At 59.2% G+C, this 23548-nt stretch carries 27 protein-coding genes and 1 pseudogene; 19 read left to right on the top strand and 9 right to left on the bottom strand.

Annotated elements, in window-relative coordinates; all coding sequences use genetic code 11:
* Positions 1-101: 101 nt before the first annotated feature.
* Positions 102-584, top strand: coding sequence for a CBS domain-containing protein (locus KQ933_RS29620; protein ID WP_216759544.1), 483 nt, complete (start codon positions 102-104; stop codon positions 582-584).
* A gap of 318 nt (positions 585-902) precedes the next feature.
* Positions 903-1079, top strand: coding sequence for a hypothetical protein (locus KQ933_RS29625; RefSeq protein WP_216759545.1), 177 nt, complete (start codon positions 903-905; stop codon positions 1077-1079).
* Between the two features lie 162 nt (positions 1080-1241).
* On the opposite strand, the gene KQ933_RS29630 is transcribed toward KQ933_RS29625, so the two are convergent.
* Both KQ933_RS29630 and ftsH read right to left on the bottom strand, forming a co-directional pair.
* Positions 1242-2294 (bottom strand): lysylphosphatidylglycerol synthase transmembrane domain-containing protein, encoded by a 1053-nt coding sequence (locus KQ933_RS29630; RefSeq protein ID WP_253958365.1) that lies wholly within the window; start codon positions 2292-2294, stop codon positions 1242-1244.
* A complete protein-coding gene (gene ftsH, locus KQ933_RS29635) occupies positions 2291-4138 on the bottom strand; it encodes an ATP-dependent zinc metalloprotease FtsH (protein WP_216759546.1) in 1848 nt (615 codons plus the stop codon). The genes KQ933_RS29630 and ftsH overlap by 4 nt, the downstream gene beginning before the upstream one ends.
* Positions 4139-4568: 430 nt before the next feature.
* Here ftsH and KQ933_RS29640 point away from each other — a divergent pair, with 430 nt between their 5' ends.
* The 3 genes from KQ933_RS29640 to KQ933_RS29650 all read left to right on the top strand — a co-directional run bounded on the left by KQ933_RS29640 (position 4569) and on the right by KQ933_RS29650 (position 6124).
* The gene (locus KQ933_RS29640) at positions 4569-4820 is read left to right on the top strand and encodes a BON domain-containing protein (protein ID WP_216759547.1); all 252 of its coding nucleotides are present in this window, start codon (positions 4569-4571) and stop codon (positions 4818-4820) included.
* Between the two features lie 46 nt (positions 4821-4866).
* Positions 4867-5181 carry a hypothetical protein gene (locus KQ933_RS29645; protein WP_216759548.1) on the top strand — a complete coding sequence of 105 codons (315 nt, stop codon included), beginning with the start codon at positions 4867-4869 and terminating at the stop codon, positions 5179-5181.
* Positions 5182-5596: 415 nt separating this feature from the next.
* Positions 5597-6124 carry an Hsp20/alpha crystallin family protein gene (locus KQ933_RS29650; protein WP_216759549.1) on the top strand — a complete coding sequence of 176 codons (528 nt, stop codon included), beginning with the start codon at positions 5597-5599 and terminating at the stop codon, positions 6122-6124.
* 560 nt (positions 6125-6684) lie between these two features.
* Here KQ933_RS29650 and KQ933_RS29655 read toward each other — a convergent pair.
* Together KQ933_RS29655 and KQ933_RS29660 are read right to left on the bottom strand one after the other, a co-directional pair.
* Complete coding sequence (locus tag KQ933_RS29655) at positions 6685-7134, bottom strand: host attachment protein (RefSeq protein ID WP_183800726.1); 450 nt, start codon at positions 7132-7134, stop codon at positions 6685-6687.
* 486 nt (positions 7135-7620) lie between these two features.
* The gene (locus tag KQ933_RS29660; protein WP_216759551.1) at positions 7621-7911 is read right to left on the bottom strand and encodes a hypothetical protein; all 291 of its coding nucleotides are present in this window, start codon (positions 7909-7911) and stop codon (positions 7621-7623) included.
* Positions 7912-8231: 320 nt separating this feature from the next.
* Between KQ933_RS29660 and KQ933_RS29665 the strand changes: the two genes are divergently transcribed.
* From KQ933_RS29665 to KQ933_RS29690, 6 genes are all read left to right on the top strand, one after another.
* Positions 8232-9065, top strand: a complete 834-nt coding sequence (locus tag KQ933_RS29665) for a universal stress protein (RefSeq protein ID WP_216760872.1) — start codon at positions 8232-8234, stop codon at positions 9063-9065.
* 436 nt (positions 9066-9501) lie between these two features.
* A complete protein-coding gene (gene blh, locus KQ933_RS29670) occupies positions 9502-10800 on the top strand; it encodes a bifunctional sulfur transferase/dioxygenase Blh (protein ID WP_216759552.1) in 1299 nt (432 codons plus the stop codon).
* Positions 10791-11138 (top strand): sulfite-sensing transcriptional repressor BigR, encoded by a 348-nt coding sequence (gene bigR / locus KQ933_RS29675; RefSeq protein ID WP_216759553.1) that lies wholly within the window; start codon positions 10791-10793, stop codon positions 11136-11138. The genes blh and bigR overlap by 10 nt, the downstream gene beginning before the upstream one ends.
* A complete protein-coding gene (locus tag KQ933_RS29680; RefSeq protein ID WP_216759554.1) occupies positions 11135-11545 on the top strand; it encodes a YeeE/YedE family protein in 411 nt (136 codons plus the stop codon). Before bigR ends, KQ933_RS29680 begins: the two co-directional genes overlap by 4 nt.
* On the top strand, positions 11542-11973 hold the full coding sequence (locus KQ933_RS29685; RefSeq protein ID WP_216759555.1) for a YeeE/YedE family protein: 432 nt from the start codon (positions 11542-11544) through the stop codon (positions 11971-11973). Before KQ933_RS29680 ends, KQ933_RS29685 begins: the two co-directional genes overlap by 4 nt.
* Positions 11970-12731, top strand: a complete 762-nt coding sequence (locus KQ933_RS29690; protein WP_253958366.1) for a sulfite exporter TauE/SafE family protein — start codon at positions 11970-11972, stop codon at positions 12729-12731. The genes KQ933_RS29685 and KQ933_RS29690 overlap by 4 nt, the downstream gene beginning before the upstream one ends.
* 90 nt (positions 12732-12821) lie before the next feature.
* Here KQ933_RS29690 and KQ933_RS29695 read toward each other — a convergent pair whose 3' ends face one another.
* Together KQ933_RS29695 and KQ933_RS29700 are read right to left on the bottom strand one after the other, a co-directional pair.
* Complete coding sequence (locus tag KQ933_RS29695) at positions 12822-13469, bottom strand: BON domain-containing protein (protein ID WP_216759557.1); 648 nt, start codon at positions 13467-13469, stop codon at positions 12822-12824.
* Between the two features lie 229 nt (positions 13470-13698).
* On the bottom strand, positions 13699-14070 hold the full coding sequence (locus tag KQ933_RS29700) for a hypothetical protein (RefSeq protein WP_216759558.1): 372 nt from the start codon (positions 14068-14070) through the stop codon (positions 13699-13701).
* A gap of 203 nt (positions 14071-14273) precedes the next feature.
* Here KQ933_RS29700 and KQ933_RS29705 point away from each other — a divergent pair, with 203 nt between their 5' ends.
* Complete coding sequence (locus KQ933_RS29705) at positions 14274-14453, top strand: hypothetical protein (RefSeq protein ID WP_216759559.1); 180 nt, start codon at positions 14274-14276, stop codon at positions 14451-14453.
* 43 nt (positions 14454-14496) lie between these two features.
* Here the strand turns inward: KQ933_RS29705 and KQ933_RS29710 are convergent, their stop codons facing one another.
* Positions 14497-15720 (bottom strand): trypsin-like peptidase domain-containing protein, encoded by a 1224-nt coding sequence (locus KQ933_RS29710; protein ID WP_253958437.1) that lies wholly within the window; start codon positions 15718-15720, stop codon positions 14497-14499.
* Between the two features lie 269 nt (positions 15721-15989).
* Between KQ933_RS29710 and KQ933_RS29715 the strand changes: the two are divergent.
* From KQ933_RS29715 to KQ933_RS29730, 4 genes and pseudogenes are all read left to right on the top strand, one after another.
* Positions 15990-16433, top strand: a pseudogene (locus KQ933_RS29715) (phosphate acyltransferase); the annotation flags it as partial.
* Positions 16434-16693: 260 nt separating this feature from the next.
* Positions 16694-17401 (top strand): CBS domain-containing protein, encoded by a 708-nt coding sequence (locus KQ933_RS29720; protein WP_216759561.1) that lies wholly within the window; start codon positions 16694-16696, stop codon positions 17399-17401.
* A gap of 102 nt (positions 17402-17503) precedes the next feature.
* Entirely contained in the window at positions 17504-17944 is a 441-nt protein-coding gene (locus tag KQ933_RS29725) for a DUF2267 domain-containing protein (protein WP_216759562.1), read from the top strand.
* A gap of 95 nt (positions 17945-18039) precedes the next feature.
* Positions 18040-18312: a DUF982 domain-containing protein gene (locus tag KQ933_RS29730; protein WP_216759563.1), complete on the top strand. Its 273-nt coding sequence runs from the start codon at positions 18040-18042 to the stop codon at positions 18310-18312.
* 114 nt (positions 18313-18426) lie between these two features.
* Here the strand turns inward: KQ933_RS29730 and KQ933_RS29735 are convergent, their stop codons facing one another.
* Positions 18427-19473, bottom strand: coding sequence for a hypothetical protein (locus KQ933_RS29735; protein WP_216759564.1), 1047 nt, complete (start codon positions 19471-19473; stop codon positions 18427-18429).
* A 131-nt stretch (positions 19474-19604) separates the two neighbouring features.
* Between KQ933_RS29735 and KQ933_RS29740 the strand changes: the two genes are divergently transcribed.
* Together KQ933_RS29740 and KQ933_RS29745 are read left to right on the top strand one after the other, a co-directional pair.
* The gene (locus tag KQ933_RS29740; protein ID WP_253958367.1) at positions 19605-21086 is read left to right on the top strand and encodes a ribose-phosphate diphosphokinase; all 1482 of its coding nucleotides are present in this window, start codon (positions 19605-19607) and stop codon (positions 21084-21086) included.
* Between the two features lie 32 nt (positions 21087-21118).
* Complete coding sequence (locus tag KQ933_RS29745; RefSeq protein ID WP_216759565.1) at positions 21119-22021, top strand: helix-hairpin-helix domain-containing protein; 903 nt, start codon at positions 21119-21121, stop codon at positions 22019-22021.
* Between the two features lie 8 nt (positions 22022-22029).
* On the opposite strand, the gene KQ933_RS29750 is transcribed toward KQ933_RS29745, so the two are convergent.
* On the bottom strand, positions 22030-22851 hold the full coding sequence (locus KQ933_RS29750) for a universal stress protein (RefSeq protein WP_216759566.1): 822 nt from the start codon (positions 22849-22851) through the stop codon (positions 22030-22032).
* Positions 22852-23085: 234 nt separating this feature from the next.
* Between KQ933_RS29750 and KQ933_RS29755 the strand changes: the two genes are divergently transcribed.
* Positions 23086-23529, top strand: a complete 444-nt coding sequence (locus tag KQ933_RS29755; RefSeq protein ID WP_216759567.1) for a universal stress protein — start codon at positions 23086-23088, stop codon at positions 23527-23529.
* Positions 23530-23548: the final 19 nt, after the last annotated feature.

Genomic DNA, 23548 nt, shown 5'->3' on the forward strand with positions numbered 1-23548 from the left:
GAACGGCGGCAACCGCGCCATGCATCGCACATTGAGGTATGTCAAGGCGGCCGCCAAGCCGGCCCGGTATCCTGCATTCTCTTCTAGCTGGAGCCGTACACATGACGATCCCCGCTAAATCGGTAATGACAACGGATTTAATTACGGTGTCGCCTGAGACCACCGTAGCCGAGGCCGCCCGGCGCATGCTGATCCATCACGTCACCGCCGTACCTGTGGTGGACCCCGATAACCGGCCGCTTGGATTGGTCAGCGAAGGCGACGTGATGCGCCACTTCGGCGCGCAGTTTCAAAGTAAGCGAGCGGAATGGCTACGCCTGCTGGCGGAAGGCGAGACACTCGCGCCGGAGTTTCTTGCCGAAATCCGCCTCAACCAGCAACGCGTCCGCGAGATTATGCATTCAACCATCATCTCCGCTGATCAGGAAACCTCTCTTGCAGAGTTGGCTGATCTGATGCTGAAACATGGGATCAAGCGCGTTCTTATCCTGCGTGACGGCGTGTTGGTTGGCATCGTCAGCCGCGCCGATGTGGTTCGGGCCGTGGTGGAAAAACTGGACGACTTGCTTGAGCCGACGGACTAGCGCCGGAAGTTGGTGGAGCAAACCTACCCGACAATCATCTCCTTCCAGTTTTTCCTGATCGCTGAGGCCGCGAGTCCTTGGCTTTACCGGTTTAGATGAGCCTGTGCGGGTCTTTTCCGCTGTTGCGCCCGATGACGTCGACAGCATTGATGCCGGTCACATCGACAACACGTCAGATAGCGCCGGCTCTTTGAGATCGATCAACGACGACCCGCGGCAAATGATTTAGCTCAATTTGCCAATGAGATTGCATGGCGCGATTCATGCCGGTCAGCGATACGCGTCGTGACTTTAGGTGTTCTTTCGAGGGAGATTGACATGCAAATGGACCATATCGCCCGCATGCCCGCTCAGAAAGTCTACAAGGTTACCGAGCTCGCCCGCGCGCTGCATATCCGAGATGAACAGGAACAAGAGTTGAAGACGCTTTTCGGCGAATTCGTCACGAGGCAGGAATTCTTATCCAATGTGGAGCCACCACCGCGCTTTCGGTGACGGTCCTAGCGACACCGATGCTGGCGGAAGTCCCCCTCGCGAAGACGGGCCTGACAGTGGCTTCCGGCTTACCTCCGCGCGCTCTCGGGTCCGTCGTCGTGCCAGAATGCTTCGAGCGGATCTATTTCCGCGCCAGATCGGCAGTGCTCGATATCACCCATTTCACGCCTGGCGGCGCTCGCCTGTCGCGGTCAGTCGGACTTCGGCATGCATAAAGATCAGTCCTGGGACCATCGGCAACCAGAATGTCAGTCCGCGGAAGACAAGCGTGGCGGCAAGCGCCTCCTCCACCCGGATCCCAAGCAGGTGCAACAGTCCCACACAGGCACCCTCGAAAGATCCGAGGCCAAGCGGAAGCGGTGAGACGGTTCCAACGACCGAGGCGAGAACGAAGCTCAGGAAGGCCGCGCCAGGTGAGGCAGCAACGCCCAGTGCATGCAGAACAACCCAGAGGGTCGCCGCATCGAGCAAAAAGATGGATGCTTGAAGAAGAATGCTCTTCGCGAGCAGTCTATTATCGCCAAGCACGCGATGATCCACCTTCGCCAACAGATCGGCAAGGCGTGTTACCGGGCGCAACGAGCGGATGCGGTGCGGAATGAAGCTCAGTCTGGTGCGCACTGTCATTATAAGAACGGAAGGAGCCGCGATGATCAACAGGGAAAAGACGATGCAAAGCCATGCCCACTTTTCGTCCAGCTTGCCGGTGCTCCAAAGTGCTGCGAAAGCGGCCGATGCCATGAGAAGATAGGCTGAGTAATAGGCGATGGTCGCACTCAAAAGGGCGGTAACCGTTGCCGCGGCCGAGACGCCGCGGCGGATCAAACCCTGCGCGACGACGAGGCCGCCGCTGACGCCTCCGGTCGGTACTGCCTGGTTTGCAAAGAGCTCGACGACGGCAAGGCGAAAAAGAGCACCCAAGGGAGGCCTGAAGCCCTGTCTGCGTAAGACGAGGAGCCAGATCATCGCGGCGCAGGCATAGGTCGCAAGCTGAAACGCGATACCAGGCAAAAGCCAGCCAAGCGATGTTCTGCCGAGCGCGGCAAGAAAGATCTCGATCTCTCCGAAATGCAGAACGGCTGCGACCAAAGTCCCTAGCCCGAGCACGCCGATTGCCCAGCCGGCAATGATGGCTGGCGAAAGCTTCAGCGCCGCCTTGGCCGTTGAGTCGACGGTGGGGTGGCTTATCCGATCCGATGGCATCTCCTCGGTCATGGTCGGTTTGATGCCACAGATAGGCCCTGGACGGGCAAGACCGCTGCCTCTTCGCGCCGAATTGCCGGAAAATCGGCGGGTGTGATCGTCTCGCGCTCCAGCAGAAGGCGAGCGCCAGCCTTCAGGTCCACGATCCGGGCGGCCAGAACGTTCCTGGCGTCCTGATAGGCCGTTTCCAGTATCTCCCGGATTGCCAGATCAACGTCGCGGGCTGTCGCATCGGCATAGTCGCGCTGCATGGAGGCTGCTCGCACATCGTCCAGCCATTGCAGCCGCGGTGCCTCCAGGACCGCTTGCCCGAGCCGGCTCATGCCAAAGCGCGTAACATAACTGCGAGCGATGTCAGTGGCTTTCGCGAGATCGTCGGCCGCCCCCGTCGAGATTTCCGAAAAGACCAGTTCCTCGGCCGCACGACCTGCCAACAATGCGACGATCCTCTCCAGCAACTCCGGTGCGGTGACGAGAAAACGATCGTCGGTCGGCCTCTGCAAGGTGTAGCCGAGTGCACCCACGCTGCGTGGAATAATCGACACTTTCTGCACCGGGTCGGTGCGCCGCAACGCGGCTGCGGCAATCGCATGCCCCATTTCGTGGACGGCGACCCTTTCGCGCTCGGGCGCTGCCAGAAGCCGGCTTCGCCTTTCGGCGCCCGCCACGATCCGTTCCATGGCTCTCGTGAAGTCGTCCATCTCGACGCAGTCCGCATTGCGGCGCGTTGCAAAGATTGCAGCTTCGTTGACGAGGTTTGCCAGATCGGCTCCGGTGAAGCCTGGCGTCAGGCGCGCCACGTCGTCCAGCTCGACTGTCTTCGACAGCAGGATCTTGCGGCAATGCAGGGCAAGGATTGCAGTGCGGCCCGGCCGGTCCGGGCGATCGACGACAATCTGCCGGTCGAAGCGGCCCGACCGAAGCAACGCAGCATCAAGAATCTCGGGACGGTTCGTTGCAGCAAGCAGAACGATGCCGGAACCGGGATCGAAACCATCGAGTTCGGCAAGCAGCTGGTTGAGTGTCTGCTCCTTTTCGTCTCCCGCGCCGAAAGACCCAAGCGCGCTTCGTGCCCGTCCCAACGCGTCGAGTTCGTCGATGAAGATGATGCAGGGTGCTGCGGCGCGCGCCTGTTGAAACAGGTCGCGAACGCGAGCGGCACCGACACCCACGAACATTTCGACAAATTCCGATCCTGTAATGGAAAAGAAAGCGACGTCGGCCTCTCCGGCGACCGCTCGTGCCAGAAGGGTCTTGCCGGTTCCGGGCGGACCGACAAGCAGCACGCCTTTCGGCACGCGCGCGCCAAGGCGCGAGTACCGGTCCTTCTCCTTGAGAAACGAGACGACCTCCTGCAGTTCGGCCTTGGCCTCGTCGGCGCCGGCAACGTCCTGGAAGGTCACACCCGTCTTCCGTTCGAGATAGACCTTGGCTTTGGACCTGCCGATCGTCACGAGCCCGCCCATGCCCTGCTGTTCGGCGAACCTTCGGAAGAAGAAGAACCAGATTGCGAGAAAGGCGACAGTCGGAACGATCCAGGACAGAAGTGTTGTCAGCCAGTTGCTGTCACTGGCACCAGTAATCTCGACGCCAGCCCTTTCAAAGGTTTCTGCTGCCGCCGGATCGACGCGATGGGTTGCAAAGAAGGTCTTTCCATCGAGCGGCTGTTTGAACTTTCCCTCGACCATCGTCTCGGTGATCGTCACAGACTGGATCTTGCCCTCGCTCGCCATGCGAACGAGATCACTATAGGACGGCTGCGCAATGTCACGCGTCGCAAACCACACTTGGAACAGTCCGATCAGGAGCAATGCCACGAAAAGGTATCCGAGGTTGAAGCCGTGCTTGCGTTCCATGTCCGCCTCCTTTGCGCCCTTTGGTATCGTCTTCCCACGAACGACGCGAACAATCCTTGATAGGGATCAACATTGAGCAATCGGGGAGCCGGGCAGCATTCATCGGTATGGTGAGAGACCGGCGCAGCGCATCTTCAACGCGGCGTGCCGTTCAGGCTGACACGGGTTTCTCGAAGGTCGGCAGCGAACGAGTCAAGGTCCCGATTGGCCGCATCCGTCTAGGGCTTCGTTACCGGCCAGGCTGGAGGGGCTGCCGCAGCAACCCATCTATTTCAATCTCCGGCGCGCCCTCTTTCAAGCGTGCTCGACTGCCCGCTGTCTCCATCGCCGCAAACCTGCCAACGGCCGTAGATCTCTCCTCATTTTGACAGGGATCAACGACGAACGACCGGTACGATCCTAACAAAGAAATGATCGGAAGGAGAATGTCATGAACGACCAAATCTTGAGACCGAGCGTGATAGAAGAGCTCGATTTCGAACCGGGCCTAGATTTCGAACCGGGCCTTGACTCGACCAATATCGCCATCGCCGTCGAGGGAAGCATCGTTCGACTTTCCGGAAAGGTCGGAACATCTGGCGAGGTTGAGCTTGCGGAACGCGCGGCGAGCCGTGTGGGGGCGTTCGTGGCATCATTCAAGGCTGGGGTCCGCGCCACCCATGAGCAGATCATGATTGCATAACTTACCACCACCGTCTTGCACAGGTGTCTTATAAGGAGTCCTTGTCATGCTACATCATCGAGACACAAGCCGCGTCACGGAAGCTCTGATGTCGGCTGCCGGCTGCGCTCCGCCCTCTTACGATAGCCGGACGAATGGCGATATCTTGCTTGAGCGCGACGATGCCGATCACTGGGACATCGAGATCATCTCGCCGCGCGCTAGAGAATGGGCGGCGTCCGAACTCTGTTGCCCGCTCCGGCAGTGTTTCGCCGGCAGGATGCGTCTCGACATAATGAGCGCAGACCGGCTCCTGAAGATGGCCCATGATCGGGGATTCCGGACGGAGTTCGTCACCCGAAGCGGCAGGGACGTTTTTTGATGTTCAATACCGTCGTCTGCGCGCGATCAGCATGGGGTCACGCAGCAGGACGTTCCAGAAATTGTCGCAGGCGAAAGCCCAATGGAAATCCCGAACTCGGCCGATGGTCTCGTACGGGCGATCGTGCCGGTCCCGGAGCGCTTGGTTGTGGCATGCGCAACTCCAACAGCGGACCGATGTTCGATTGGCGCGGCAACCCCTCCGACATGACCCCATCCAAGATCGCTTTCCGCTGGAGGTTGACCGCTCGGAACCCGCTTGCCGCGTGGTCTTATTCAAGCAGTTTGATGCGCGTCAATGTCGTTGTCCCATTCCATCGCTCTAATGCAACGGCTCGCTAATGAGTGAACATGGACTGCACCAGGTCCTTGGGACGCTTTGATGCAGTCTCCTTTGCCAAACGTAGGAGAAAATCATGGCTGACACAGCAACGAAGCTTCCGGTCAAGACTGAAGAAAAGTCTGCATTGCCGACCGGCAACCTCTGGTCCCCGTTTGAAGCATTTCGCTCGGAGATCGACCGTCTGTTTGACGATTTCACGCCTTTTTCGCGTCGCTCGTCGGATCGCCCATTATTCGGGCGCGTTCTGCCGGCGCTTGGTGCCTGGCCGACGGTCCCCGCAGTCGATGTCATCGAGAGGGACGATGCGTTCGAGCTCACCGCCGAGGTGCCCGGGCTCGATGAGAAGAACATCGAGGTCAAGCTGTCCAACGGCATGCTGACGATCCGGGGCGAGAAGCAGGAAGAAAAAGAGACAAAAGAAAAAGAATATCATATCTCCGAACGCCGCTTCGGCTCATTCCAGCGCAATTTCCAACTTCCCGACGGCGTCGATGCCCAAAAAGTGGAAGCAAGCTTTGCCAAGGGCATCCTGAAGGTCAAACTGCCGAAGAGCGCCGAAGCGAAAAAGAATGAGCGGAAGATCGAGATCAAGGCCTCGTGATCCAACAGCGCCTTCGATAAGGCGGCGCGCAGATATCGCGCGCCGCGTCAACCGAGGAGGCTCACCAACACGCAATCAAGCATGGTGTGCCACCAAAGCAGGGTACTTGGCGGTCGCAAACGCGTCAGCGTTGCTGTTGATCCTGTTCAGAGAGCCCATCTGCAAGGCGGCAACACCGGTAAAGATCACGCGCCGGACAAGGCGCGGACGATGAAAGCATTACCGTCAGAAGCTGCTTGCGGCCTACCGTTTGGCTTTATCCCACAATATCCGGCGCTGATGTCGACACCCAAGCTGGATTCCTCAGAAAATAGTCCGCTGAAACATGGCTAGAAATTCCCGCCGCCGTTTGAAACGCCGCGGGTCCACGCCAGCACGCATTTCCAACGAGTCAGCATCTGCTTTTGTCAGATTGAAACCAGCAGCGGAGCCAGATGCAACTCGTTCGGAGGATCCGTCAACGATCACACGACCATCTGCCGCCGACCGGCAACCCCGCCAAGCCGACAGCATCCTTATGGCGACCCCGACAACTCGCCGACGAGCCGTTATTCCGTTCGTCAGCGCTCTGAGACAAGGTGTCTCTGAATTTCGTCGATTGGCAGATTGACGAGATCTTTGTCGTATTCGGCAATGACGCGCTTGCTGAGGCTTTCAGACATGGCCTGTCTCAGGTTGGCTAGCGATTTCGGAGCCGCGGCGATGACGAGTTTGCCGATAGCCCCTTCCGCGCAGATGGTCTCAAGCCGCTCTGCTACGATTGTCGAGAAACGCTGCTCCTCCAAGTCGTGAAAGTCGGTCTCATCGACACTGCTGCGATGGCTCCCCGCCCAGGTCCGGCCCGGTCGGTCCGTTCCCTGTTCATGGCTGGGCGGGTTGGCGCTCGCTTCAATGACCTGCTCGACTTCGAGCATCAGCTGATAAGCTGTCCCGATGTTACGCAACAAAAGAGCCTTCTTTCCGTCGGCAACCAAAACACATGCGTCGTGGGGAATGATCTCGCTCTTCATTGAGCCCTCCTGGCTTTGAGTGTTTTTCATTGTAGACGTGCAGGAAAAATGCAGTTTGACCAGCGTCAAAAAGGGACGAAGTTCGCAGCGTTTGGCTAAGACCAAGTGACGAGGCTTTTTCTGGTTACTGCCGCTTGTTCGGCTTGGTCTTCTGGGTTGCCCGTCCCGGAAGCGACCTACACTGCCGCGGTGATGACACCGCTCCATCCAGCGCTCCCAGGTCGAGCCGTTGACGAAGAGGAGCTTCGTGCGATGACGAATGAAATGATGTTCGAGGCCGCCGCGCAACTCGAGGCCGAAAACGCAAGCTGAGGATTGCAGTCAATCTCAACTGATCCGGCCACCGATCTTGCGCCAGTTCCTCCGCCGGGGTGAATCTTCAAAAGACGACAGACCCCGGCCGGCGCGCCGCTTAGATGCCGGCGCGTTTAGCGAAGCCGTCGCAGCAATTGTCTGGCCGACGTGCTTCACCACGCGCTGTTCATATCATTTGCCAGCCGCCCGCCTCGCAGCTTCATCAAACACCTGGAGCGCATATTCGCAAGTGGCGCTCATGTCGTCGCCGCAAAGCTTCAAGTTCTTGCATCCGGAGGAAACCTTCCGGGCGATCGTTTCGCGGAAGGCGGAAAGGTCGTGCGCGTCCGGGTGCTTGAGGATCTCCTGCAGGCAGGCGACGGTAATCGTTTCGTAGACCAGCAGCTTGCCCTCGATTTCTCCGATTGTCGGCACCGCGAAGCACTCGCCTCCGCGCTTGTTGTCTCGTTCAACAGTCAGCATAGCGCATCTCCCTTTGTCCAGCGATGATCGAATCCTGCATCTGCAAGCCCCTGCTGGCTCGGCTGCCGACAATCGTTTTCGACACGGCAAAATGATCCTGTAATCTCCACCCTGGCACCGCGCGCCTTGATCTTCAGATGCGCGAGCGAGAGGCACTTTTGACGAAACCTGGGTTCGTCCAGCCTTCAGATGGCGATACGACATCGCTTCCAGTAATCTAACAACGATATCCGCACTGCGGCGCGCAAACGTTGACGAAGGTCAAAGACCGTCCAGCAGAAGAGAATATTCTCATCGCATTCAGCCAAGAGGTGATCGCGATGACAATCAAGACGGTATTGAGCATTCTCAACGTCGAACATTTCGATGAAGATCTGAAAGCGGCGGCTGCATTCTGTGAGATCTACGGAGCGCATCTCAGCGCGCTCGTCATTTCAATGGGTTCAGCGGGGGCGATAGGCGAATACAATGCCATGTCGACCGTCTGGCTCGATGAACGGCAGCGCGAGATCGAGGAACTTGCAGAAGCCGCAGACAGGGTGAAAGACATAATTGGCCGCGCGGACCTGTCCTGCGATGTCGACCACGTCTATACGGAATTTGCATGGGCCGACCAGGACATAGCGGAACGGGCGCTCTACGCGGATGTCGTGCTCGTCGGTCGGCAGGCGGCCGATGATGAAGACCTTCGCAAGCGGATCTTCGACGGCGCTCTCTTCCAAACGCCAACTCCCATCCTCATCAATCGCGGCCCGCGCGCCATCTCCTCAGCTGCAAAATCAATCCTCGTCGCGTGGGACTCCAGCAATGAAGCCTCTCGTGCAGCGCGCCAATCGCTCGAGCTTCTGAAACAGGCGGACGTGGTTTACATCACGCTGATAGACCCGGTCGCCAGTATGAGGGCGAATGGCGAGGAGCCGGGAGCCGACATTGCAGCCTACCTTGCCCGCCACGGTGTGAAAGTGCAGGTGGATCGCCTGGCCAGCGGCGGGCGGAGCGCGGACGAAGTCCTAAGACAACACGCGGTCGATGTTGCCGCCGATCTTATCGTCATGGGCGCCTTCAGCCATCCACGCTGGCAGCAAACGCTGTTTGGCGGGGTGACCCGTAGCATGATCGAGGAGACCAGCATCCCAATTCTCATGGCGCACTGAGACGGGCCGGAAGTAAGATCGATCATAGCATCGTCGCGATGGACAAGACTAAAACCCCCGAATTCTACGGGGGGTGCTTTGTCGTGTGCGCCAGCGGATCGACATCGTCGTCTTAACCGAAATCGCTCCCAACACGCTGACATGGCCCGGTCGCCCTGTCGCTCTTACTGATAAAGGACGGCATCGCCCAGCGAACTCAAGCGCTGCGATGACAAATTCGACCGGTCCTCCTGATCGACCTCCGCCGCTGTTCGAAAGCCCAGCCTGCGCAGATCGGCGGCGTCGGGCGCCACCCCTGTATAGCGTGTTGGAAGAGGAAATCCGCTTGTTCCCTCGAGCATGGAAATCACGACAAAAAAGTTCCACGCCCGATCTTGAAGATATGTTATTCTATATTATAATATAATGTATAATAAAATCTAGCACGGAGTTGGCAATGCCTGTCACCGCAATATCCGAGAAACTGTCGGTCTCGCCGCAGCCGAGCATCGAGACCATCCAGTCGCTTTACGACAGAGGCTTTAGGACACTGATCAACAACCGGCCGGATGATGAAGATTCTGCCCAGCCAGGAACGCAGGGCGAAAGCCAGGAAGCAAAGCACTGCAAACTGTCCTATGCATTCATTCCGGTCACACTTGGTGCGATCACCGAGGCGGACGTCCGTGCGTTTCAGCGCGCAGTCGACGAATCCGAAGGGCCGGTGTTCGCCCATTGCAAGACCGGCACCCGATCACTCAGCCTCTACCTGATCGGTGAGGTTCTTGACGGCCGGATGCCTGCAGACGCGGTGGTCGAGTTCGGACACGTCCGGGGCTTCGACACAAGCGGCGCCGCAGCCTGGCTTAAGACACATGCCGCGCGCCGACCGCAGGTGAAGGGCTTTTTCGACAAGCGCACCTGGAGCGTCCAGTACGTGGTGTCCGATCCGGCGACCGGCAAGTGCGCCATCGTGGATCCGGTCCTGGACTTCGATGAGAAGGCGGGCGCGACAGCGACCACCAATGCCGACGCAATCCTCGAATACGTCCGCAGCCGGGGGCTGACCGTCGAGTGGATCCTAGATACCCATCCGCATGCCGACCACTTCTCGGCCGCCCAGTATCTTAAGGAGAAGACCGGGGCTCCGACAGCCATCGGCGAGCGCGTCGTCGACGTCCAGAAGCTGTGGAAGGGCATCTACAACTGGCCTGAACTTGCGACCGACGGCTCGCAATGGGACCGTTTGTTCGCCCACGGTGAAACCTTCAAGGTCGGCTCGATCGATGCCAAGGTGCTGTTCTCGCCCGGACATACGCTCGCCTCCATCACCTATGTGATCGGCGACGCAAGCTTCGTGCACGACACGCTCTTCATGCCCGACAGCGGCACGGCGCGCGCCGACTTCCCCGGGGGCGATGCCCGCATTTTATGGAATTCGATCCAGGAGATCCTCACCCTCCCCGACGAGATGCGGATCTTCACGGGCCACGACTATCAGCCAAAGGGCCGTGCACCCCGTTGGGAAAGCACGGTGGCCGACCAGAAGAAGTCCAACCCGCATCTTGCCGGCGTGACGGAGGAAGAATTCGTGGCGCTCAGGACGAAGCGGGACAAGACGCTGCCAATGCCGAAGCTCATCCTGCACGCCCTGCAGGTGAACATCCGCGGCGGGCGCCTGCCGGAGCCTGAAGCCAACGGCAAGCGCTACCTCAAATTTCCACTCGATGCATTGGAGGGAGCAGCATGGGAATGACGTCCGATCTGAAGGCGATGATGAAGGCGGGGGTTGCCCGCGCCGAAATGGCTACCCGGGCCGGCGAAGTTGCGGATCTATTGAAGACGCTGTCCCATCCGGCCCGCCTGATGATCGTCTGCACGCTCATCGAAGGCGAGTATTCGGTCGGCGAACTTGAAGAGAAACTCGACGTGCACCAGCCGCATCTGTCGCAGCACCTGACTGTGCTGCGTGGCTCCGGCATCGTCGAAACGCGACGGGAAGGAAAGCAGATCTTCTACCGCCTGACCGAGGCAAAGGCTGCCCGACTGGTCGCCGCCCTCTATGACATCTTCTGCGTGAAGGAAGAAGAATGAACACCTATCTCCCATCCCTGGCCGGCGGCATACTCATCGGCGCGTCCGCTACCATGCTTCTTCTTCTCAACGGCCGGATCGCCGGGATCAGCGGGATTGTCGGGCATCTCGCTCAGGGCGTCGGAGTGACCACCAATCTTGCCTTCGTGCTTGGGCTGCTGCTCGGGCCGATTGCCTACCTGCTCGTCTTCGGCGATTGGCCAGTGGTCGACATCACCGCAGGCTGGCCGCTCATCATCGTCGCGGGGCTGCTCGTCGGCTTCGGCGCGCGGATGGGCTCCGGCTGCACGAGCGGGCACGGCGTGCTGGGCCTCGCCCGCCTGTCGCCGCGCTCCATGGTGGCCGTCGCTACTTTCCTGACGGCCGGCATGGTCGCCGTCACAGTTTTGCGGAGCCTTGGAATATGAACAGGAACATCTACCGGTTCGCGGCCGCTCTCGTCTCCGGCGTCGTCTTCGGATTGGGCCTGTCGCTCTCCGGCATGCTGAACCCGGCTCGCATCCAAGGCTTCCTCGACGTCTTCGGCGCATGGGATCCGAGCCTCGCCTTCGTTCTTGGCGGCGCTGTCGCCATTGCCTTCGTTGGCGTGCAGGTGATGAACCGGATACGACATCCTGCCTTCGACGACAGCTTCCATGTCCCAACGAGCCGGCGGGTCGACGCGCCGCTGGTCGTCGGCTCGGCCTTGTTTGGTCTCGGCTGGGGGATCGGCGGCTTCTGTCCCGGCCCGGCCGTCGCCTCCCTGTCGCTCGGTATTCCGCAAACCGTCCTGTTCGTCATCGCCATGCTGGTCGGGATGACCTTGTACGACAGAGTATGGAGCAGACGGGCATGAGCACTTCCATCCTCGCGGCAGTCGGCTCCGGCGGGATCGTCGGGTTCATGCTCGGCCTACTCGGCGGCGGAGGCTCCATTCTGGCCACTCCGCTGCTCCTCTACGTCGTTGGTGTGAGCCAGCCTCATATCGCAATCGGAACGGGGGCGCTTGCGGTCTCGGTGAACGCGTTCGCGAACTTTGCAAGCCACGCGATCAAGGGGCACGTCTGGTGGCGCTGCGCAGCCGTCTTCTCGGCACTTGGCGTTCTCGGAGCGCTCGCCGGATCCAGCCTCGGCAAGGCGATGGACGGAGGCCGTCTGATCTTCCTGTTCGCAGTCCTGATGGTCGTCGTCGGCGCCTTGATGCTAAAGCCCCGCAAGGCGGTGACGGCGGAGTGCCGGCCGGTCGACCTCAAGATGTGCCTCGCGACTGCGGTCGTGGCACTCGCCGCCGGCGCTGCATCCGGTTTCTTCGGAATCGGCGGCGGCTTCCTGATCGTTCCCGGCCTGATGCTGGCGACAGGCATGCCGATGATCAACGCGATCGGGACATCTCTGCTCTCCGTCGGTGCGTTCGGACTGGCGACGGCGTTGAATTATGCCAGTTCAGGATTGGTGGATTGGTGGCTTGCCGCGGAGTTCATCGGGGGCGGCATCACCGGCGGTTTGCTCGGCATGCTGGCCGCCACACGACTAAGCGGCTACAAGAACGTCCTCAACCGCCTCTTCGCGGTGCTGATCTTCGTAGTCGCCGCGTACATCTTCTATCGCAACTAGGGAACGTTGATGAAAGGCTGAGTGGGCGCCGACGTCGGAGTGGCGGCGCTTGGCGTGGCATTCCGACGGGAGCCAACGTCCCGAGGCCGATCATGCGATCGTCAGGCGGTCTTCCAGCGTGCTGATACCCGGTGCCGACCAAGCGGCACGCTCAGCCGCGCGGCGTTGGGACCAGGTGGCGACCTTGCCGGACAAGATGACCTTTCGGCCCTGGACATCGACGCTAATATGGTTGGATTCGATTTCCGCGTCCCGTTCGAAGGCATCCTCGATGCGTTTCTTTATGTCCATAGCGCTCAGTTGTGGCTTGATTTCGATGAGATTGGAGACGCCGACAACACCGGCAAGGCTCTTCACGGAGGCGTAGGCCGCGTCCTTTTGATACTGCCACTCAACTTTGCCGGTGAGCGTGATCCAGCCTTTGAAAACCCTCACCTGGACGGTGTCCTTCGGCACACACACGTCCCAATCGAGCATCTTGACGGCTCTGGCGGCGATGTCATCGTCGTCAGTCGCGGCCGCGCCAAATATCCGCACCTCGATTTCCTGCGCGATCCCCCTGACGCCCTTGACCCGGCTAACGACCTGCTCGGCCGCTTCCCTCTCGGCATAGTTCGCAACATGGCCTGTCAGCGTAATGATGCCCTTCTCGACGATCACGCCGATTTCGGCCGCGTTGACCCTGGGATCAAACTCCAGTTCATCCAGAATATGCTGACGGAGTGAAAGATCGTTCATAACACCCTCCTTGGAATGGTCGACGCCATATACTGCCATAGGCGGAGCCGGCATCGTTGACCCTTGTCAAGATTGGCAGGACCAATAGCGCAACGCGGTCAGGAGGGTTGCTCGCCGGCATGACCGGCGAAAAAACACTCCGCCCGAGCCAGAAAACGGTGCGCATGAGACGATACCCGTGACTGAAGCGAGCGCTGAACAGGCACTCAGTGCCGCTCATGGAAGAGCATCAGGATACCGTTTTTGCTCCAATGTCATCGGCGACATCATCGGCGAGCTTCCGAGCCAAGCGAGCGCCTTCCGCTTCCATGCTCGAAGCGACAGCAGCCATCTTCGCGAACGCGCGCGGATAGTCCGCAAAAGAGCTCTGGAAATAGTCCGCCAGCACATCGAATGAATCGTTCAACTCGATACTCTCGACCAAGTCGCGCAGGCAAGTGTCGAACAGCTTCGTTCGATGCTGCAGGAAGCCCATGAGCTCGGCCTGACAGCGCAGGCCGATCCTGCATGACAGGACGAAAAGTCTCGCCTGTACGACAAGAGGATTTGCCGCGAGAGGGGTGTCCATTTGTGCAGAAAGTGGAAAGGCGGTTTTAAACATCGACAATCCTCCAAAACAAGGTTGGCGCGGAAGGCCAAAGATCCGAAATCTCGGTCAATCGAGATTCCTGTCGAGGGCCGAGCCAGCGTGGCGTTGCACATGCGAATATATCCGCACATTCACGCGCCACTTTGATCCGCCGCAATGAAATGCGCCAAAACTTTGTGGAACTATCTTTTCGAAGATGAAGAGGGAGCGGAACAATGCTGAGGTTTTTTGCAGTAGGGGTTATGATCGCGACTGCCGTTCTAATTGGCTATGCCGGTGCAACGAAACCGGTTGGACAAAAGCAAGCCAGCGCCGACAGCCAGACCGACAAGAAGCCTCCGAAGGCGGGTTATCCGAACCTTTTCATTCCGCCGACAAAAGGCAACGGCTTTTGACCTGTAGTCTCGACCTGACAAATCCCTGGATGATTTGGGCGGTTTATCTGATCACGATGAAGCGCGTGTGTCCGTCCCTGTAAATTCCTAGCAGTAGAAGATCCTTCGCGCGCCGGGTGAGTTCGACGACGGCTTGCGGTGATTTTGCCGGCTTGCGGTCGACGCTGACGATGACGTCTCCGGCTTCGAGGCCGGCAATTGAGGCCCGGCTGCGATCGCTCATTGATTTCACCAACGCCCCTTCAACCTTGCCATAAGCATCCGAAGCTTGATCGAGAACCTGCAGGGTGACGAGGGAAAGAAGGCCGTCGCCTTCCATGGTCAAGGGAAGCGGAGCTGGAGGGGGTTCGCTTTCGGCGGCAAGCGTGGCGCGCAGATCGAATTTCCCCTCTGGCCGAAAGATGGAAACGGTCACCGTGGCGCCGGGTGGATAGGAGGCGACCTTCGTCCGCAACTCGCGCGCTGTATGAACGGGAGCACCGTCGATCCCGACGATGACGTCGGCGACCCGGACACCTGCCCGGCTCGCGGGCGAATCCGGGACAACCTCGCCGACGAGAGCCCCGGTTGACGTCCTGATGGCAAGCGCCTGTTCGAAGTCACGATCATTGTCCTGAACTGCAACGCCGAGCTGCCCACGGCGAACTTCCCCATAGGTAACCAGTTGTTTGACGACACCGCGGGCAATGTTGACCGGGATGGAGAAGCCGACGCCGACATTCGTGTCGGATGGTCCCATGATCGCCGTGTTGATACCAACCAGTTCGCCGTCGAGGTTGACCAAAGCCCCGCCCGAGTTTCCCGGGTTCATCGAGGCGTCGGTTTGAATGAAATCCTCATAGCCTTCAAGACCGAATCCCCCGCGCCCGAGAGCGCCGACGATGCCAAGGGTGGCGGTCTCTCCCAGGCCAAATGGGTTACCGATCGCCACGACATAGTCACCGACATGCAGCGCGCCGGAATCGCCGAGTGCCATTGCCGTCAAACCCGAGGCCCTGATCCTTACGACGGCAAGATCCGTTTGAGGATCGCTGCCGACAAGTTCGCCATCATAGGTGTCGGCGGTGAAAAGCCGGATGGTAATCTTCGTGGCATTTGCAACGACATGATAGTTCGTCAGAACAAAGCCTTGCCCGGCGTCGATAATGACGCCCGAGCCGGTCGTCTGCGTTGGATCGGACGTCCCGTCCTCCTCTAACGCGCTGTCGGCACCGGCGGACGCTTGGACATTGATGGATACCACGCTTGGAAGGACGCGCTCGAGCATCGGTGCCAAGGAGGGCTGGCCCTGGGCGAATGCTGCAGTGCCGCATCCCCAGGCGAGAAATACGGCGACCTGCAGGAGTCTGAGAAGGACTGTTCCATAAACCTTAGGCGCATAGCGACTATTATTCGGACAATGACTTGCATGCGCCGGCATGACTGGTCCTCCCCAGCAACTTTCCTTGCAGCTTCGCCGAGAATAAGAGGCGATCCGACATCGCGACATTGACCAAGCGCAATCTCGATTATCCTTCGTTGCAAGAAAGTGGAGCATCTGCCGTCAATCTCCTGCGCTCGCTCGGCATCGGAAAACCGCGTGTTGCCGTGCTTGCGGCGGGCGAAACGGTCAATAGCAAGATGCAGGCGACGCTGGACGCCGCTGCGCTGACTGTGATGGCGGCACGCGGCCAGATCAATGGTGCGGTCGTCGATGGCCCCCTCGCTTTCGACAATGCGATCAGCGCCGAAGCCGGCCGGGCAAAATCTATCGACTATGCAGTGGCCGGTCAGGCAGACATCTTCCTCGTACCGGATCTGGAGGTCGGCAATATGCTGGCCAAGCAGCTCATCTATTTCGCCGGGACCCATGCCGCCGGCCCGGTGCTTGGTGCTCGTATTCCCATCATCGCGACCAGCCGAGCCGATCCGCTCAAAGTGCGCACCGCTTCAGCGGCCTTGGCTAAACTCCTGGCCGCCGCCATATCAGACAGTCCTTGAAGCAGGATCAGCAATGGCGCAGCCTCGCTTCTTCCACCCTTATCGCAAACGTGCGAATGAAGACCCTTCTTTGGTTGGAAGGCAAGACAGAGGCTGACTTCGATCCTCCGGGCTGGCATCCGTAACCGGAGCTTGCCTTGCAGGGCCGTTTGGCCTGCGGGTCTCAGCAAGCGGGCGCCAGACCTGTTTGGGTGCTCGTTGATCAAGGTCAATGAACTTGCCGCTCATCAATTTAGTCTGTGTCTGTACAGGAGGCAAAAATGTCGACAGTGCAGACCATCATGACGCCAAACCCCGTGACGATCGGCGCGGAGGCGCGGATCTGGGAGGCGGCAAACTTGATGCTTGACCATGGCATCAGTGGTCTGCCCGTGACGCACGAGGCCGGACAGCTGGCCGGCGTCATCAGCGAAAGCGACTTCTTGCTGCGTGGAGAACTGCACACGGATCCGGCAAAAAGCTTCTGGCAACGGTTGTTTTCCACACGCGGCGCCCTGGCGGAAGACTATTCCAAGGCGTTCGGGCGAAAGGTCGGAGAGGTCATGTCCTCTCCGGCTGTCACCATCGGGGCCGAGGAGGCGGTCGGCGCCGCAGCTCTTCTCATGGCCGAGCGCAACATCAAGCGCCTGCCCGTCATTGCGGACGACAAGGTCGTCGGCGTCCTGACGCGATCCGACATCATGCGCTCGATGATCAAGGAGATGGCTGCACGTTCGGTCGAGAGGATCGATGCGGATATCCGCCGCGCCCTGGAGGGCGAGCTCGATCATCAGCGGTGGGGCGACAACATTACGGTGCACGTGAAGGAAGCCATTGTCACACTCGAGGGGAAGGTCCTCGACTTAAGGGAGAAAACTGCGGCGCGCGTGGCGGCAGAAAATACACTGGGCGTGATTCAAGTCATCGACAACCTGCAGGTGGTTGTGCTGCCTGACATGCCTGTCCCGCCGCCTGGTTTTTACCCTTGAACCGAGAAGCTCTGGCAATCGGTCTTTCGGGTGGCGAGCTGGAGAGCCCACTCCGGAAGGGATCGCAGGTTTCCGCAAACTTGGTTATCGAAGGAGATGGAAATGAGTGACACGCAAGTCGCAGCATTGGACCATACGGTCCAGCTCACAAATCTATGGCTGAAAAAGCTTGTGGATCAACACCGTTTCAGCGACCGGCACGAAGCATACAACGCTTTGAGAGCCGTCCTCCACGCGTTGCGCGACCAACTGACGGTAGAGCAGGCGGTTCATCTGTCGGCACAACTGCCGATGCTGGTGCGCGGGATCTATTTCGAAAATTGGCACATCGGCGCTGAAAAGAAGCGCATGCGGAGTATCGACGACTTCACGCAGCAGGTAGCAAACCACCTTCCGCCACAGTTTCCACGCGACCCCAAAGCGACCAGCAGGGCTGTATTCGATCTCCTGTGGCAGGAGATCGACCCGGGTCTGTCGGAAAAGTTGATCGACGAATTACCCGATGTCCTGCGCCCCCTTTGGCTGTCCGTTATAGAGCGATAATTGCCCATCACGAGAAACGACAAGCCGCGGTCACACAGGCTTGAAGAGGGATTATCAGTTTTAAGGATGTTGAGCACACAGAGGAGGAGAAGAAGATGTCAGTCCCTAACGAGCTCGTCGAACCTTGGCATGAGCCGGTATATGTGCAGGTCGAGGCGCGAGGGCCGCAGATCATTCACAATCCGGCCGAAGCACTCGAGTTTCTCGCAAACGATTGGGTCGGATCGCGTCGAAAGCACTCATTCGCGCGGGAAATCTGTTCGGCTGCCGTGCGAAATCAAATTTCCAGCGACACCGCGCGCGAGGCGTTCTTGCAAGCAGTTCTCGATGCCAAAATAAACACCCGCGCCCCGGACAGTCAGCAGTAAATTCCGGAGAGCCGCTTCGCCCGCCTCGAGAAGCCTTCCGGCAAGCATTATGCGTCAAAAGCGATCCTGGCCGGCACGCGCCCCCGACGGCCGCTAGACGACGGCGCTCCAAATTCAACGCGCCATTTTCGAGCCCACGCTGAAACCTGAATACAAAGCGGCCTGCGCCAAGCTAACATACCTGTCCGTCTTCTGCTCCCATACGCTCGTTTCCTTTGCGCTGCCGTCAATCAGATGAGAATAGCTCATGCGTGCCCGCAGCGTTGCTCGAAAGGCCACGTAGAAGAACCACAGACTGTCGGGAATTTGATCGGCGAGCGCATGTTGCAGAAGACCTCGTATAGTCTCGCCTGCATCTCCCGCGCCTGAAAAGGCGCATTCCATCGCAAGAAAAGCAACCTCATCGAAGGGATCGATGAAGCGAAGTCGAGGATTGAACTCCAGGCAATCAAAAATCACGAGCGGGTCGCAGAAACATATGTGCTCGGGGCGCAGGTCGCCATGTCCCTCCACATAATGTCCACTCTCGATCCGTTGGACGATCGCATTCTGTACAGCATAAAAGGCGCAATCGAGGTCATTCAACACATGCGCAATTGCTCGATGATCGACGTCGAAACCCTCATGTCTCAACGTCTCCCTGGTGATGTCCTTCTGGCACTCGAGCGTGCGAAGATGGTCGCGAGGATCGATCGCTGGCCGAGCGCCCGTTCGATAGAAGTCGGCTAGCCGATCCACGAGCCCTGTCATATGCCCCGGCGTGACGGCCCCGGTCTCAAGAAGCCGGTCAAGCATCAGCTTGTCTGGAAGGCGACGCATTTCCACCAGCCACTCGACCGCCTTGCCGCTTCCATCGAGACAGAGCGATCCATCCGCCTGCAATGTTACGGGTAGCACCGAGAGATACGTGTCCGGCGCCAGGCGCCGGTTGAGGCGCACCTCCTCACGACAATTGACCTCGCGTGCGGCGAGCGTCGAAAAGTTCATGAAAGGACCCGTTACCGGCTTCTTCAGCTTGTAAACCCTGTCATCATGCAAGAAGACGAAGGACATATGGGTTTCGCGAACGGTGACCGGAAAGTCCGGCTTGCCGTAGGTGGACGGTTCGCTCAGAAAGCTGACAATCTCGTTCAGGGTCGCCAAAGAAAACTCCTCAAGCAAGTATCGAACAATCTTAATCGAAAGAGCGTCTTCTCCGGTTGATGTCGGTCAATCCGCTTTCCCGTTTTGACTTCGATCATGGCAGTGGCGCTGGGCCAGCTTATTCTCTCTGGCGTTTAGAGGAGGGTGCCATGACCATGTTCGCGAAAGTCGATAAGCGTCTGACGCGTCTGTTCCGTCGTCTTGACAGTGCTCTTACGTCCACCGACGAACACGTCAATCTGCTTCATCAGGCCTGGCTCGACCGACGAGGTCAGAAAATAGCGCCAGATCCAGAGCCTTTCCTGTCGCCGTCGTCCGAAGCCCCCGGTGGTGGCCTCGTCTTGCGCGCGGAACCGGACAATCGCTATCGGTTGGTCTCGGGACTGGCAGCGGCAAAGGATCTTCTCGGCTCATGTCCGGGCGAAGGACATCTAGAGAAGGCAGCGGACAAACGAGGGGCCGTGCGTCTTCGAAGCCTGATGCGCTTCATCGAGCAGACCGGAGAGCCTATCATCGGGTGTTTTACGACGCGACCTGCGCCAAACACGTTCATCGATGCGGAGCTTTACGTTGCCCCATTGTCTAGCGATGGAAGGACGATAGACGCGTTCCTGGCTGCGGCAAACATGCGGCAGGTCGTAACGCAAGCACGACGTTTCGTGCCGCACTGGCGCCGCCCCCACCCCCTTCTCTTTGCTCTTGAGGGCAGCAGGGTTTTCGGCGAGCGCCTGGCAGCAGAACTCGAGCTTCCCATCTCTCCACTTGAAGAGCGGTCCTTTGAGGACGGCGAGAAGAAATGCCGCCCCTTGGCGGATGTTTGCGGCCGCGATGTTTTCGTGGTGTCGGGCCTGGAGCGCGACGCAAGCGAGAGCGTGCACGACAGGCTTCTAAAGCTGCTATTCTTCATCGCAACGCTCAAGACCAACGGCGCGGCACGCGTCACTGCCATTGCTCCCTACCTCCCATACATGCGCAAGGATCGGCAAACGAAAGCGCAGGATCCCCTATCCGCCGCCTACGTGGCCCGGTTCTTCGAGACGGCGGGCACCGACTGCCTGATCACAATGGAGACCCACAATCTGGCGGCCTTCCAGAATGCCTTTCGCTGTCGAGCAATTAACCTTGTGGCCTACGAAGCCTTCGCCAGCCACTTTGCCGAACGCATCCTAAACCAGGGCGTCACCGTCGTCTCTCCCGACCTCGGTGGAGCAAAACGCGCCGAGATGTTTCGGGAAAGACTGGAAACCAGGCTGCGTCGCCCGGTGGGCCTCGCATTCATGGAAAAGCAGCGCAGCCAAGGGATAGTAAGCGGAGACCTCTTTGCCGGTGATGTCGACGACAGGTTTGTCATCATTCTGGATGACCTGATCAGCTCGGGCACGACGATGCTTCGTGCAGCAAAAGCCTGCGCCGAGCGCGGAGCTAGGGAAATCCATCTCTGCGCCACACACGCCGTCTTTTCGAAACCCGCCGCAGCCGACCTTAGCGCCGCATTCATAGACGGAATCGTCGTCAGCGACACTATCGCTCTTGCCGAGCCCTATCGCTCGGACCGGCGGATCGCGGTCATCCCTGTGGCCCACTTTTTTGCCGAAGCAGCCAGCCGAGCTTATGAGGCTGGCGCCGAGTGACCCCGGCCACGATACACGTTGGAGATACCGACATGGACGTTTCGGAAGCCCCTGCCCTCAAGGCGTCGACAGGCAGCGTGTCGGCTTCGGCCGGCCTGTCGTTGGACGTCAATCGACAAGTCGCCGGGAGGCTGCGCGAATATTCCGGTCTTCTTCGCCAGCAAGGCGAAAGCGGTTTTCGCTCTCGTGCCTACGATCGGGCTGCCGACGTGATCGGAGCGCTCGAACGCCCGGTCGACGAGATCTTTTCGCGCAAGGGCCGTGAAGGATTGATCGAGCTTCCAGCCGTTGGACCGGGGATTGCGAGCGCGTTGACGGAAATATTGACGAGTGGGCGCTGGAGCCAACTCGACAGGCTGCGCGGAGACTCCGCACCCGAAGCCATATTCCGCACCATACCAGGAATCGGACCAGCGCTTGCCAGACGCCTGGTCGACCAGGCCGGAATTGAAACCCTCGAGGATCTGGAGCACGCGCTGCACATCGGCGGGCTTACGGTTGCAGGCATTGGCAAGCGCCGAAAGGATCTGATCGCTGCGGTTCTGGCGGAGCGGCTGGGGCGACGGCCGGCCGTCGCGATAGCCGAAAGCCCGCCTCCCGCCGTGTCGCTGCTTCTTGAGATCGACCGCATCTATCGCAGCATGGCCGGAGCAGGAAAGCTCCCAAGAATCACCCCGCGACGTTTCAATCCGATGAAAGTGGCATGGCTTCCCGTTCTGCATATCCGCAGGCATGGTTATCATTTCACGGCTCTCTTTTCCAACAGCCGCCTGGCGCATGAATTGGGCAGAACGAAAGACTGGGTGATCATCCATTACCATCGTGACGGTGAGCAGGAGGGACGATGCACGATCACGACAGCAAGCCACGGCCCGTTGGCGGGACATCGGGTCGTTCGAGGCCGGGAAGACGAACAGCGCCCAGTCGTGGCATGAAAGCCTGATCATGCAGATATGAAGATCGGACGTTTCCGCCGCTCCAGCATAGAGCGGGTCACGCCGCCAAAGATGCGCTCGCGCAGGCGCGAATGGCCGTAGGCGCCCATGACGAGGAGGTCGGACTGCATCTGATCTGCGTGGGCATCCAGCGCTTCGGCCACGGTAAGTCCATTGCTACCCACGCAATCCACGACGATATCTATTCCGTGATGAGACAGGTAGGATTGCAGCTTGGCGGTGACTTCTCGCTCACTGCCTGAGGAATCGACCATAACCGCCCTTACCGATCGTGCCCGCTTCAAGAGCGGCACGCTCGCCTTGACCGCGGCGGAGGCTGCCGGCGCATCCGTCCATGCAATCAGGACAGTATTCTCCTCCCATTTGTCCGCAGCAGTCGGATTGACGATGACAGGAACATGAACGTGGAACAATAAGCCGTCGAGCACGGCATCCCGGATCACGGGATCAGCAAGAATGTCGTTTCCGATGACCGCGACATCGCTTAACTGTGCCTGCTCGCCAACGACATTATCGATACGGACGATCTCCGTGTAGGCGCATTCCACGTCATTGGAGATCCCCTTCCGGGTAAGTGTGGCCTCGAGATCTTGGACGCGGTCTAAAAGGCGGGATCGATTCTTCTGGTTTTCCGCCTGCCAAGGTGCGGACACGAACTCCAGGTTAACGCCCACGGGCGGCGGCTCGGCTGCCTCGACAAGCAAAAGGGAAAGATGACCCTTTTCGAAGCGAGCAAGTATCACAGCCGCGTCCAGCTCTGCCTCGGTGACATCCTCTTTGACGATGTTCAGGATGTTGGCGAACGTCATTGCCGATCCTCCGTTAGGATCTGCGAAGGATGGAGCCGCTGTCCACTTCGAACCTTGACCTTAGTCAAACCGGACTGGATTTGATGCCGGCGACAGGTTCGTCATAAGCAGTCGATCGAGATGAATGCGGCCGGATTTCTCGAGAGGGGATGCTGGCGCGTAGGGGTTGACCTGCGTCAATGTTGCCCGCGACGAGCGCTGTATCATTGAAAAATCATCGCCAGGGAGGTTCTCGTGTACAAGCATTTTCTCGTTCCGACAGATGGATCGGCTTTATCGAATGCGGCCGTGAAAAAGGCGATGGAGTTCGCCCGCGGCATGGGCGCCAAGGTCACGGTGCTAACTGTGGTCGAACCCTTCAAAGTGCTTTCGATCAATGCCGAGCAATTGGAAAACACCCGCGCGGAATTCGATCGTCATGCGGACCTCGTGGCCGACAAGGTTCTTCGGGACGCGGAGGAGGTTGCCGCTGCGATCGGCACCACCTGCTCGACGCTGCGAATGAAAAGCAGCGACCCTGCAAAGGCCATCGTTGAAGTTGCTGCAAGCAATGACTGCGACCTGATCGCAATGGCTTCCCATGGTCGGGAGGGCTTCAAGGCTTTCATGATCGGAAGCGTGACGATGAAGGTGCTCGCCAATTCGAAGCTTCCCGTTCTCGTCTATCGTGAATCGTAAAGAGCTGGCCGAACGGGTC

The sequence above is a fragment of the Rhizobium sp. WYJ-E13 genome (assembly GCF_018987265.1).
Lineage (GTDB): Bacteria > Pseudomonadota > Alphaproteobacteria > Rhizobiales > Rhizobiaceae > Rhizobium.